8 protein-coding genes are annotated in these 13,922 nt (G+C 42.9%); 4 read left to right on the top strand and 4 right to left on the bottom strand.

The window, feature by feature from the left end:
• Window positions 1-6: 6 nt before the first annotated feature.
• The 4 genes from BLS65_RS00395 to rho form a co-directional block, all read right to left on the bottom strand.
• Window positions 7-762 (bottom strand): LytR/AlgR family response regulator transcription factor, encoded by a 756-nt coding sequence (locus tag BLS65_RS00395; protein ID WP_170829946.1) that lies wholly within the window; start codon window positions 760-762, stop codon window positions 7-9.
• A gap of 34 nt (window positions 763-796) precedes the next feature.
• The gene (locus BLS65_RS00390) at window positions 797-3,757 is read right to left on the bottom strand and encodes a sensor histidine kinase (protein WP_170829945.1); all 2,961 of its coding nucleotides are present in this window, start codon (window positions 3,755-3,757) and stop codon (window positions 797-799) included.
• Window positions 3,758-3,840: 83 nt separating this feature from the next.
• Window positions 3,841-7,371 (bottom strand): pyruvate:ferredoxin (flavodoxin) oxidoreductase, encoded by a 3,531-nt coding sequence (gene nifJ, locus BLS65_RS00385; protein WP_092434044.1) that lies wholly within the window; start codon window positions 7,369-7,371, stop codon window positions 3,841-3,843.
• A 252-nt stretch (window positions 7,372-7,623) separates the two neighbouring features.
• Window positions 7,624-9,456: a transcription termination factor Rho gene (gene rho / locus BLS65_RS00380; RefSeq protein WP_092434042.1), complete on the bottom strand. Its 1,833-nt coding sequence runs from the start codon at window positions 9,454-9,456 to the stop codon at window positions 7,624-7,626.
• A 297-nt stretch (window positions 9,457-9,753) separates the two neighbouring features.
• Here rho and BLS65_RS00375 point away from each other — a divergent pair, with 297 nt between their 5' ends.
• The 4 genes from BLS65_RS00375 (at window position 9,754) to BLS65_RS00360 (ending at window position 13,920) form a co-directional block, all read left to right on the top strand.
• Window positions 9,754-10,617: a sigma-70 family RNA polymerase sigma factor gene (locus BLS65_RS00375; RefSeq protein WP_092434235.1), complete on the top strand. Its 864-nt coding sequence runs from the start codon at window positions 9,754-9,756 to the stop codon at window positions 10,615-10,617.
• Between the two features lie 65 nt (window positions 10,618-10,682).
• The gene (gene rpe / locus BLS65_RS00370; RefSeq protein WP_092434041.1) at window positions 10,683-11,333 is read left to right on the top strand and encodes a ribulose-phosphate 3-epimerase; all 651 of its coding nucleotides are present in this window, start codon (window positions 10,683-10,685) and stop codon (window positions 11,331-11,333) included.
• A gap of 563 nt (window positions 11,334-11,896) precedes the next feature.
• On the top strand, window positions 11,897-13,069 hold the full coding sequence (locus tag BLS65_RS00365) for a pyridoxal phosphate-dependent aminotransferase (protein ID WP_092434040.1): 1,173 nt from the start codon (window positions 11,897-11,899) through the stop codon (window positions 13,067-13,069).
• Between the two features lie 2 nt (window positions 13,070-13,071).
• Entirely contained in the window at window positions 13,072-13,920 is an 849-nt protein-coding gene (locus BLS65_RS00360; protein WP_092434037.1) for a prephenate dehydrogenase, read from the top strand.
• Window positions 13,921-13,922 lie beyond the last annotated feature (2 nt).

The following is a 13,922-nucleotide window of genomic DNA, read 5'->3' as shown; positions in this document are numbered from 1 at the left end:
CCATCCTTATTTTACGTTCCACAATCGATCAACAGAAGCAACTAACTGCTGAAGTTTTTCTGAGGTAACCGGTATTGAAGTTCCCCCAGTAAAGGTTACACTCCTTGTCGATTTATTTACATGAGCAACGTGTATTAAGTTTATCAAGATTGTTGGAGTTAGTTTGAAAAAGTTGCGGTCGAATAAAATATCTTCATACTCTTTCAAAGGTCTAACGGATATTGTATTTCCCCCATTCAACTCATGCACAATTGTGGTATTCTCCTCCTTTACAAAATATAGAATCTTATCTAAATCGACATGATGAAAACCCGTCGCATGGGTTATGATCAATTTGTTGGGCAAGATACTGTTTAGGTTCTCAAAGAGCGATAAATACTTGGTTCTTGTGTCTATCGTGTTACTTTTAATCTTCGATACCTTATCAACCCCTTCGATAAACTCATCAATAGAGATTGGCTTCAGGAGATAATCCACTGCACTATACTTAAAAGCCTTTACGGCATAGTGGTTATAAGCAGTAGTAAATATCACCTCAAAAGTTCGATCGGGAATTGCCTCCAGCAAATCGAAACCAGACCCCAACGGCATCTCGATATCGAGAAATACTAAGTCGGGATTAGTTCGGAGGATAAGGCTAACGCCGTCAGCAGCCGATTGCGCATTGCCTAAAATACGAACCTCAGGGCAATATTTAGTTGCAATAAGTTCGATTGATTTTATGGCAGCAACTTCATCGTCAACGATAACGGCATTAAGCATCCTTAGCATTTTGGTTGGGGCAAAGGTAACAAATTTAATCAAGGATGTTTTTGGCAGGAAGAATTGGAATTACTAATTCTACCCGAGTGCCAGCGGGTTGATCCAAGCTATCCTTCAGGTCGATGTAAACAATACCGAGCTGCTGCCCATACATCGACTTGAGAAGCTGCAACCGCTGCGTAGTGATTTCCGATCCCCGCGATTTGTGCGCTTTGGCCGAAGTATATTTTGATGCAGCCACCCGGCCAATACCATTATCCTCAATGGTACAGAGAACCTTATTCTCTCTAAACTTAAAGGTAACGATTATTCTACCGCCCTTACCCTTAGGCATTACCCCGTGCCAAATAGCATTTTCAACAAAGGGTTGAACAATTAAACTGGGGATATTTGCCTCCAGTGGTAGACTCCCATCAACCACAATCTCAAATTCAAACTGCTTATCGGCGCGAAGAGCCTCTAGATCGAGATATAGCCTCAAGGCCTCAAGTTCGTTTGTAAAGGATACGCTGAAGGATTGGGAATTCTCGAGCGTGAGCCGCATGAGTTTGGCGAATTTTGTAAGGTAGCGCTGACTAGAACGAGTGTCGTTTTGAAGAATAAATAGTTGTATCGAATTCAGCGTATTGAAAATAAAATGCGGATTCATCTGCTGAAGCAGGGCTTGCTGCTTCCATCCATCCAACCTTCTCGACAAAATATTATGTTGCTTTATCACCCGAAGCCGAAAAGCAAAGACAAAGGAAAACACAAGAAATCCGGCAACCGAAATCAGAAAAACAAACCAAGGCATTCTCCAAAATGGAGAGAGTATAGAAAAATGAAACTTGGCGGGACTAACACTCCATTGACCATAGGCATTTTGCGCCCATACCTCAAAGGAGTATTTCCCTGGTGAAAGAGCAGGCAGAATAACCGATGGGATTCGAGTATAGGAGTAAATCGAATCTGATTCGTGCAATCGGTAACGAAAAAGCGTATTTCGTAAGGTTTTATAGGTGAACCCAGCAAACGAAATAGAGATATTATTCTGAAAATAGTCTAAGTTCAGGTTATTTAAAACTGAGGTATCACGACCATTTACGGATAGTTTAGTAATTAGCACTTTCGGTTTTACTTGGTTTCGGATATCCTCCAATCGGTAAGAGAGCACTCCGTCGCGAGTCCCAATAATGAGGGTTGAATCCGTGGGGAGAAGATCGAGAATCTCGTTTGAAACGATCCCTATGGACTTATCGAAACCGGATACTATATACTTTCCAGAAATATCGGGCACTATGGAAACCTGAGCCACACCCGAACTTGAGCCCACCCAAACGCGGTCGACCCCCATGGCTATAGAGGTGATAATATCTGAAGGGAGCCCATCGTCGGTGCTGATAAATGAGAGTGTGGAACCATTAAATACCCCAATTCCACCTCCCCTTGTTCCTACCCAAACAGAACTATCTATTGGATTTATGGCTACACGGCTAATCCTGTTTCGAAAAAAGGGCATAACCTCTCCCATCCATTCAAACTTGCCATTCTTAAATTTCCATAAGCCATCAGAACATCCCAGCCACAAAGTGCCGTTCTTGGCAAGCGCCAATGCGTTCACGGTGGATTTAAAATCGCCAGCCTTAAATGAATCATAAATGACTCTCTGTCCGTCAAATATGAGCAGTCCAAGTCTTGTTCCAATCCAAGTCTTGGTGTTATAAGTAATAGCATATCTAGGTGAAATACCCTTATCTGATCCCTTTCTAGTGAATTCATTAATAAACTGTTGTATTTGCCCATTTCCAATATTGTAGACGAAAATATTGGAGAGCAATAGAACATCCTTTGAGTACTGATTATAATGAATGTAATTCACATATAAATCCATCTTTTTGATACGGGGAAGAGAGAGGGATTCTATTGTATCATTGGAATTAACTATAGAAATATCGCCATTGTCGAATCCGACAAACAAACCCTTTGGAAAGGTCTCAATTGCCATTATCTTTTTATGATCGAATTGAAGAGAATGCCAAAAATATGTTTTACTATTTAAATTACTGACGTAAAACAGCCCATGTGTATAGGTCGAGAACCAATAACCTCCTTCTTTATCCTTGCATACAGAAGTTATAGATAACCCATCAAATAGTTTATAAAGTTCTCCTTTGTCTAAGTGAACATCATTATAGCAGCGAACCCCCTCATTATATCTCGAAACCCAAATAAGCCCATCGCTTCCCTTGCTAATCCAAATTATTGGTTTTGTAGTTGTATACGAAGTCGTTTCCTTTCCCTTGCATATTACATAAGTTTCGCCAAAAGAAATTACGAATAATCCGTTTTTTTCGGTTGCAAATAAGTGGGAGGGATTAATCTTGACAAAATCTTTTATGGGAAGAGTAATACTCGAATCTGCTAAAATTGTAGTAGTCGGATTAACTTTAGTAGAAATATCCCATGCGAGAAGGGGGAATGTATTATCATTCTGAAATTTAAAAATAAGCCCAGCACCTATCTCTGAATAATGCTTAACGAGTTTCCCGTCTGGATAAATTTCAAATATTCCTTTTCTATTAACACTTATTAATATGTGATCTTCGTGCGATACCCTAAAAGAGCATTTTACCGCCCCTTTTCCCCCAGCAAAAATACCCGTCATCAAATAATTATACTTATACGGGTATATCTTCCCTTCAAAAAAGTAGGAGAGTTGCCCCGAATACGATACAAACCAAATCCGTCCTTTATAATCCTCGTATATTTCATGGATTACATTATCAGGCAGGCCATCCTTTAAGGTAAATGTGGTGAACTCATACCCATCGAACCGGCTAACTCCGCAAGCGGTAGCAACCCAAATGTAGCCCTTGGTATCTTGGATTACATGGTAAGTTTCCGAAGATGGTATTTGATCGCCACCCTTATAGTTAATGTAGGGAGGCGATTGCCCGACGCCGATGAGCGGAAAAATGACGATACTAAGAAGTATGGCTACCGATTTAAGCCTCACGATGATATATTTTGGATCCAAATTAATCAAATAAAACAAAAAATGCGGGGTATAGCCCCGCATTTTAATAAAATATGACAAGATTACTTTGTAAAATCTTGCTTTGCCAAACGATTGTATCCGTTATAACGCCAAAGTGCGTTTTCCTGTGCTATTTTGAAGAGTTCCGAAGCCTCGGCTGGGAATGACTTCATGAGCGAGGTATAGCGAACTTCACCTTGAAGGAAGGCTTGGAATTTGGTCCAATCAGGCTCCTTGCTGTCAAGGGTGAATGGGTTCTTTCCTTCGTTTTCCAACATAGGGTTGAAGCGATATAGATGCCAGTATCCACATTCTACAGCGTTCTTAGCCTCACGTTGCGTTGCACCCATACCAGCACGTAAACCGTGGTTGATACATGGAGCATAGGCAATAATGAGCGATGGTCCAGGATATGCCTCAGCATCCTTGATTGCTTGGAAATACTGATTTTGGTTTGCACCCATTGCCACTTGAGCAACATATACATAACCATAAGACATGGCCATCATACCAAGATCCTTCTTGCGAACCCTCTTTCCGGATGCAGCAAACTTAGCCACTGCCCCTACTGGAGTTGCTTTGGAAGATTGACCACCGGTATTAGAGTAAACTTCAGTATCCATAACGAGCACGTTGATATCCTCACCTGATGCAAGCACGTGATCGAGTCCACCATATCCAATATCGTATGCCCAACCATCACCACCGAATACCCATTGCGATTTCTTTATCAGGTATTGCTTAAGGTCAAGAATTTGCTTTGCAACGGCATCCTTTTCTCTTTCGAGAAGCGCAATAAGTGCAGCAGAAGCAATCTTTGATTTCTCTGCATTGGCCTTAGATGCGATCCACTCTTGCATTGCGGCCTTTGTTTCAGCGCTCATTCCACCGTTCATAGCCTCGGTCATAATTGAGGCCAGACGGGTGCGTTGGTTTTCAACACCGGTAACCATTCCTAAACCATACTCAGCATTGTCTTCAAAGAGTGAGTTTGCCCAAGCAACACCCTTACCATCTTTGTTCGCGCAATATGGAGTAGCTGGCGCTGAACCACCGTAAATAGAGGAGCATCCAGTTGCATTGGCAACCATCATTCGATCACCAAAGAGTTGTGTAATAGCCTTAATGTATGGTGTTTCACCACAACCTGCGCAAGCACCTGAAAACTCAAATAAAGGTTGAGCAAATTGGCTATTCTTAACGCTTTTGCTTTTATCCAGAATGGTATCCTTGTAGCCAACCTTGCTGTGCATGTAATCCCAACGGGCATCCTCTACCAACTGACTTTCAAGCGGTCTCATTTCCAGAGCCTTCTTTGGTGCAGGACAAACATCAACGCAGTTGCCGCAACCGGTACAATCCAATGGGCTAATTTGCATTCTAAAGGAATAATCCTTAATACCTCCATTACCCTTAACCACCTTAGTCCCTGCAGGTGCATTCTTCACTTCATCCTCGGTAAGAACGAATGGACGAATTACAGCGTGGGGGCATACATAAGAGCACTGGTTACACTGAATACAGTTTTCGCCAATCCACTCAGGAACAGTAACGGCAATACCGCGCTTTTCGTAAGCCGTTGTTCCCGATGGGAATGTACCATCTTCACGTCCGGTAAATGCGCTTACAGGAAGATCATCGCCCTTAAGGTTATTAATAGGATCGGCCATTTCGCTAATAAATGCAGGAGCATTTAAGCGAGCCGTATGAACATCAGCACCGAGTTTAGCCCATTCCGCAGGAACTGCAACCTTAGTAACAGCAGCACCACGATCGACAGCAGCATAGTTCATTTTAACAACTTCTTCGCCCTTACGACCAAAGTCTTTGTCAATAGCTTTCTTCATGCTCTTAATTGCTGCATCGGCAGGAATTACTTCGGCAATCGTAAAGAATGCACTCTGCATAATGGTGTTGGTGCGCGTGCCAAGTCCTAGTTCTTCGGCAATGGCGGTTGCATTGATGATATAGAAGTTAACCTCTTGCTCTGCAAGTTGTTTCTTAACGCTATTGGGTAGTTTGGCTTTGGTTTCCTCAACACTCCAAGTGCTGTTAAGAAGGAAAGTACCTCCCTTGCGAATACCCTTAAGCATGTTGTACTTATTAAGGTAAGCAGGAACGTGGCAGGCGACAAAGTCAGGCGTATTTACCAAGTAGGGTGAACGAATAGGCTCATCGCCAAAACGAAGGTGAGACACTGTAATGCCACCCGATTTTTTGGAGTCGTATGCAAAGTAAGCTTGTGCATACTTGTCGGTGTTGTCACCAATAATCTTAATGGAATTCTTGTTAGCACCAACCGTTCCATCGGAACCCAATCCGTAAAACTTAGCTTGGAAAGTTCCCTTTGAACCAAGGTTGATCTCAGCACCAACAGGGATTGACCTAAAGGTTACATCGTCTGTGATACCAACGGTAAACTGATTCTTTGGTTCAGCCATTTTCATGTTTTCAAAAACAGCAACCATCTGAGCAGGGGTGGTATCCTTTGAGCTTAATCCGTAGCGGCCACCAACAATTACTGGAGCCTTATCTTTTCCGTAGAACAAATCACGGACGTCAAGGTATAGAGGATCGCCATTGGCACCAGGTTCCTTAGTGCGATCAAGCACCGTGATAACCTTAGCCGATTTAGGGAATGCTTTAAAGAAGTGCTTAGCCGAGAATGGACGGTATAGGTGAACATTAACAACACCAACCTTCTGGCCCTTTTTATTTAGATAATCAACAACTTCCTTCAAGGTGTCACAAACAGAACCCATAGCGACAACTACGTGCTCAGCATTTGGATCGCCATAGTAATCGAAGAGGTTGTACTCACGACCTGTAATTTTGCTTAACTGCTTCATGTAATCCTCAACCAATTCGGGGATTGCATCATAGAATGAGTTAGCAGCCTCGCGTGACTGGAAGTAGATATCAGGATTCTGAGCAGTACCACGAGTTACGGGATGCTCTGGATTAAGCGCACCGTCGCGGAATGCCTGAAGTGCCTTTTGATCGAGTAGACCTGCAAGTTCTTCCATGTCGAGAGCTTCGATCTTTTGGATTTCGTGTGAAGTCCTAAAACCATCGAAGAAGTGCATAAAAGGAATACGGCTCTTAATAGAAGCAAGGTGAGCTACTGCAGCCAAATCCATAACCTCTTGAACACTGCTGGTAGCGAGCATTGCAAAGCCAGTTTGACGGGTGGACATTACGTCGCTATGATCACCAAAAATGGAGAGTGCCTGAGCAGCAAGGCTACGGGCAGTAACATGGAATACACCAGGAAGCAGTTCGCCGGCGATCTTATACATGTTAGGAATCATCAGGAGAAGTCCCTGTGAAGCAGTAAAGGTGGTGGTAAGAGCTCCCGATTGAAGAGATCCGTGAAGAGCCCCAGCGGCACCTGCTTCACTTTGCATTTCTATAACTCTAACCGGTTGTCCGAAGATATTTTTCCTACCAAAAGCTGCCCACTCGTCAACATGTTCAGCCATAGTTGAAGATGGGGTGATCGGATAAATTGCCGCAACTTCGCTAAACATGTAAGCGATGTGGGCCGCAGCATAATTACCGTCGCAGGTAATAAACTTCTTGCTTTTTGCCATTGTGATATAGTTGTTTATTAAGTAGAAATCGTGCCATCAAAAAAAACACTCAAAGTTAGCACAAATTGAAAAATTCACCATATGTTTTTGAGCAACTTCTTCAATTCAAGACCTTATTCATTCCCATTTCAAATAAAGGAAAAACAGTATCCCCCATTGCTATCGATTGCGCTTTGGTATAAGTAGAGACTAACACTAAAAATTAATGCGGCACAGAGCCGCATTAATTTTTTCTATTAAGAAAGATAGAGATTAATCACTGTTCATGGAGATAAGGAACTCATCATTCGATTGGGTTTTAACCAACCTGTCGCGCAAGAACTCCATGGCCTCAACCGAGTTCATATCGGTAAGATAGTTGCGGAGTATCCAAATCCTACGGAGCACATCCTTATCGGTGAGAAGGTCATCGCGACGTGTGCTAGATGCAGTAATATCAACCGCGGGGTAAACTCGCTTGTTGGAGAGCTTACGATCGAGTTGAAGTTCCATGTTGCCTGTGCCCTTGAATTCTTCGAAAATAACCTCGTCCATCTTCGATCCGGTTTCGGTAAGAGCAGTAGCCAAAATGGTAAGAGAACCACCATTCTCGATATTTCGCGCAGCACCAAAGAAACGCTTTGGTTTCTGTAGTGCATTAGCATCAACACCTCCCGAAAGAACCTTACCCGATGCAGGCTGAACCGTATTATAGGCACGAGCTAAACGGGTAATAGAATCGAGTAGGATAACCACATCGTGACCACACTCAACCAAACGTTTTGCCTTTTCAAGCACAATATTGGCCACACGAACATGACGGTCGGCAGGCTCATCGAAAGTAGAGGCGATAACCTCAGCCTTAACGCTGCGGGCCATATCGGTAACTTCTTCGGGGCGTTCGTCTATGAGCAGCACAATCATGTAAACCTCAGGATGGTTTTCGGCAATTGCATTGGCAATAGCTTTCAGCAACATCGTTTTACCGGTCTTTGGCTGTGCAACGATCAAGCCGCGCTGTCCTTTTCCAATTGGAGCAAATAGGTCGACGATACGTGCCGATAAATCTTTATTGCCCTTTCCGGTAATATCAAACTTCTCGTTTGGAAATAAGGGCGTTAGGTAATCAAAAGGAACCCTGTCGCGGATATATTCCGGATCGCGTCCGTTAATTTCGATAACCTTAATTAAAGGGAAATATTTTTCACCTTCGCGTGGAGGACGTATGCTACCGGTAACGGTATCACCTGTTTTTAGCCCAAAGAGTTTGATCTGGGATTGAGAAACATAAACGTCGTCGGGTGAGCTAAGGTAGTTGTAATCGGAAGAACGCAAAAAACCGTATCCATCGGGCATTATCTCCAAAACGCCTGTTGCATTGATTATTCCATCAAAATCGAAGCGTTCGAACTTCTTTTCTGGGATCTGCTTTCTTACTACGTTTGGTTGGAGATTTCTAGGTTCTTGCAGGCTGCGTTGTGCCGGTGCTGCGGGCACTTGATTTTCCTGCTCAATATCGGTTGCAGAGGTTGGTAGAGCTACTGGAGCCTCGTCCAATTCCACAACCTCAGATTCTTCTATAATATCAGCGTTGAGATCGATCGCGCTAGTATCCTCAACCCTTGGTCTGTTTTCGCCCCAAACCCTTGCTTCAGGACCGTCCTTGCGTTTGAAACGTTTACGCTCGCGTGAGTTAATATCAAGATTTCTGGGGTTTTCCTTGGGAACTCTATCGGCAGGTAAAACTACCCTTCTAATTTCTTTCTTTTCAACTACGGGTGCGGCCTCCGGTTCAACTTCTGCCTTTTGGGCTTCAACTATTGGAGTAGGCTCCGTTTTAAGAACTATTTTTTCCTCTTCTTTCCGAGGAGTAAGTTCCTTCTTAACTACTACTTTTCGAATTTCTTTGTTGGGTTCGAACCTACGAACGGGTTCTTCCTTCTTTTTTGTATCCTTTATATTTACGTCAAGAACGGCTTGAGCGTCTAACACACGGTAAATAAGTTCTTGCTTTTTAAGGGACTCTATTCTCTTAATATTCAATGTCTTGGCAATTTCCCGCAATTCGGGAAGAAGCTTCTTATTCAGCTCCAGAATATCATACATAAGTTTGATGGAGATTGGTAAATACTAATAATGAGATGTAAACAATTGAAAAATAAAAGGAGTAATCTTTATGTGGGATTGTAAGTGAGGGGGTTGCCTCAAAGAAATGAATACAATACCTTGAATAACGCGCAATATTACACATTTTATTTCAGCTGATACATATGTGTGCACATTTTTTTAAAAATAATTGCTGAATAACATCGAAAAATAAACTATTCTTTGTTTTTCATAATCTTTTACTACTTTCAAAGCTTCAAGAAACCTATTTTTGACCCAACCCCGAACCTGCACTTCATGAGACAGCTTAAAATTATTAAGCAAGTTACTAACAGAGAAACTCCCTCGCTGGACAAATACCTGCATGAGATAGGCAAGGTTGATTTACTCACAACTGAGGAGGAAGTAAACCTAGCAAGGCGCATAAAGCAAGGTGATGCCATTGCGCTAAATCGACTCATCAAGGCAAATCTCCGCTTTGTAGTTTCAGTTTCCAAACAGTACCAAAATCAAGGTTTAAGTTTGCCCGACCTTATTAACGAAGGAAACCTAGGCCTTATAAAGGCAGCACAACGTTTTGACGAAACTCGTGGTTTTAAATTCATCTCTTATGCCGTATGGTGGATACGCCAATCGATCCTACAGGCATTGGCCGAACAAGCCAGAATTGTCAGGCTTCCCCTGAACAAGATTGGAAGCATAAACAAAATCAACAAGGCCTTTGCTGAACTAGAGCAACTTTACGAGCGCGAACCAACCATTGAAGAGCTAGCCGACGTACTCGAAATTGCTCCTGAAGATGTGAAAGAGGCAATGAAAAGTTCATCCAGGCACATTTCAATGGACGCTCCGATTACCTACGATGATGAGGGCAGCATGTATGACGTGTTACTCAATACCGATACTCCTAGCCCGGACAAAGGACTACTTAATGATTCCCTGCGCAAAGAAATTGAGCGCGCCCTTTCAACTCTTACCGAAAGAGAGTCGACAATACTACGACTCTATTATGGTTTAAGCGGAACGCCTGCACATAACTTGGAAGAGATTGCACTGGAATTGGACCTCACTCGCGAGCGTGTTCGCCAAATTAAGGAGAAAGCTATTAAGCGGCTTAAGCATGTCACCCGAAGTAAAATATTGAAAACATACCTTGGATAAAGAATAAGAAATCCTCCACTTGGGGGATTTCTCTTTTTCTGCTAGCTTTGCAAAAAAGTAATACAATGGAAAGGATAATTGCCCCTTCGCTCCTATCGGCCGATTTCGGAAACCTAAACCGAGACATAGAAATGATTAACCGCAGCAACGCCGATTGGTTTCACTGCGATATTATGGATGGCCAGTTTGTGCCCAATATGTCGTTTGGCTTCCCAATTATTGAACAGGTAAAAAGAATGGCGCAAAAGCCGCTGGATGTTCATCTTATGATTGTGGATCCCGACCGATATTTAGAACGGTTTAAGGAGGCCGGAGCCGATATTCTTACCGTTCATATTGAGGCATGCACTCACCTGCACCGAACCCTTCAGCGCATTAAGCTGCTCGGAATGAAGGCAGGTATTTCACTTAATCCGCATACTGCGGTATCTCTTTTAGAAGATATTGTTGCCGAGGCCGATATGGTTTTGATTATGTCGGTAAACCCTGGCTTTGGAGGTCAAAAATTCATAGAGAACAGCTATTCTAAAATTTCTAGGCTTCGCGAAATGGCTGAAAAAAAGAACCAAAATCTGATAATTCAGGTAGATGGCGGCGTTGACCTCACAAACGCGGCAAGGTTATATGCTGCAGGCGCTAATGCTTTAGTGGCAGGCAATGCGGTATTTAAAGCAAGTAATCCGGAAGAGGCTATTGCCGGACTAAAAAACGCATAAATACTTGCAGAGGACAATTATTTATGCTGTATGTATTGTGTATTAAAATTATGCCTATCATTGCATTGATAAAAAGAGAAAAGAAAATGCTTAACCACAATTCATTTTACGCCAACTATTATTACTACTTCTTTAGCAAGAGGAGGGGTTTGGCAGTGGTATAGTATAACAACAACGAAGTTATTAAAACCAAATAGCACAAGCCCCGAGAGATCGGGGCTTTTTTATTTTAAACCCATGACAGCACAAATACAGTTTCAGCAAACAGCACAAACCGGATTGATTTCGGGCAGCCAGTTTTTCTTCTATTACTATTACTTCTTGGGATACCAGAGGGGCTGATACTGTATTGCATGCAATAGAATATAGAGGCTCCACACTGGGGCCTCTTTTTTTTTTCAACATAAACGTCAATTATGAAACCCAAACAGTAATGTATTCGAAATCTTTTAAAGGTGCACTACCATCCAATGGCTTTGGCCAAATGACGGAAATTTCTTCAAAAACAGAAAGTCAGAAAGAGATACATCAACAACAAACAACAATAATAAATACAAAATCTAATGGAAATTAGTCTTTCGCAGCGCTTAGGAGAGGTTAAAGAATACTACTTCTCCCGCAAGTTACAAGAAATAGAGCAACTTATGCGGCAAGGCATTGAGGTGATAAACCTTGGAATTGGTAACCCCGATATGCCCCCACCTGCACAAATGCAAATGCGTCTTTCTGAAGTTAACGCCCAAAATAATAGCCATGGCTACCAAGGATACAGAGGGATTCAATCACTGCGAATTGCTTTTTCCAACTGGTACAATTTGCATTTAGGTGTGGAACTAAATGCAGACAATGAGATACTACCACTGTCTGGTTCGAAAGAGGGAATTATGCATCTAAGCATGGCCTTACTCAATCCCAGCGATAGGGTACTTGTGCCAAATCCGGGCTATCCCACTTATAGTATTGCAACCCAATTGGCCGGTGGTATTCCCGTCGATTATAACCTTACAGAGAGCAACGACTTTGAGCCAGATTTTGATGAACTTGAATTGATGGATCTAAGCAAGGTAAAACTTATGTGGGTCAACTACCCGCACATGCCAAGCGGAGCAAAGGGAAACTTGCCTCTTTTCGAAAAGTTGGTGCAATTTGCTAAAAAACATCATATTTTAATCTGTCACGACAATCCTTACTCATTTATAATGAACGACAATCCCCTAAGCATTCTAGGAGTGGAAGGGGCCAAAGAAGTAGCAGTTGAACTCAACTCCCTGAGCAAATCGCACAACATGGCAGGTTGGCGTGTAGGAATACTGGCTGGACGGTCCGATATTATTAACGCCGTTCTCCGGTTCAAAAGTAATATGGATTCAGGGATGCCCTTAGCGGTACAGCAAGCAGCCACCGCAGCACTAGCGGTTGGCAGCGAATGGTATACATCACTCAACAAGGAGTATGCTGTCAGGAACGTGATTGCAACAAAAATCGCCCTTGCCCTCAATTGCACACCATCGCCTAAGTGTCAAGGAGGAATATTCCTTTGGGCTAGAATTCCCAATTGGGTTTACGATGTGGAGTCGTTCTGCGATGAGGTGTTGAAGCAAACGAGGGTTTTCATAACCCCGGGGACTGTTTTTGGCAGTAATGGAGAACGCTACATCCGCATTTCGCTCTGCGCCGACAAAGCCACCCTTCAAATTGCACTGCAACGGATTGAAACATTTGACATTCACAGATAGCCATGAAAAAAGAGACAATCGCCATTATAGGCACCGGATTGATGGGTTGCTCATTTGCCCATGGACTAAATCGACACTTTAATATAATCGGCGTTGATTCGTCCAAGATTGCTTTAGAACAGGCTTTTCACCATGGATTTATCCACACATGTGAGGATATTGAAACGGCCGTAGCCTTAGCCACTACGATTATTGTCGCCACGCCTACCAACAATGCATCCTCAATTATATCTTCCGTTTTGGAAATGGCAGGAGAAAAAACCACCGTATTGGATCTCTGCTCCACAAAGCAAAATCTATGCACAGCACTTTCGAGCCATCCCAAAAGAACGCAATATGTGGCGGCACATCCAATGGCCGGAGCGGAAAAGAGTGGCTCGCAGTCTGCTTCCAAGGAGCTACTTTACGGCAAAACCATCTTCGTTTGTGAGCAGCATCTTTCAAGTGATTTGGCATTAAAGTCGGCGCTCCAACTTTTTAATGTTCTAAACCTGATCCCGCAATACCTTACATCAGTGGAACATGATAAGTTGATGGCGCAAGTATCGCATCTGCCCCAGGTAGTAGCTTTCGGGCTGGCAGCCGCATTGAGTCAAAATAGCGAGCAAGTAATTCATGCCGGAAGCGGATTCGATTCTACCACTAGGCTCTCGGGCAGCAGTGCGGCAATGTGGGTCCCAATCCTTTTCCAGAACAAAGAGAATATTCTTGAATTGATTGAACAGATCAACAGCAGCCTAATCCAGATTGCTCACTATATCGAATCTGAAGACGAACCCGCCCTTAGTGGCCTAATTTTAAAGGCAAACCAGGTTCGATCAATATTTGAACAACGAAATATTAAAAATTAGAA

The sequence above is a fragment of the Williamwhitmania taraxaci genome (assembly GCF_900096565.1).
GTDB lineage: Bacteria > Bacteroidota > Bacteroidia > Bacteroidales > Williamwhitmaniaceae > Williamwhitmania > Williamwhitmania taraxaci.
The sequence above is the reverse complement of the archived record's forward strand: the minus strand, read 5'-3'. Positions and strand labels throughout refer to the sequence as shown.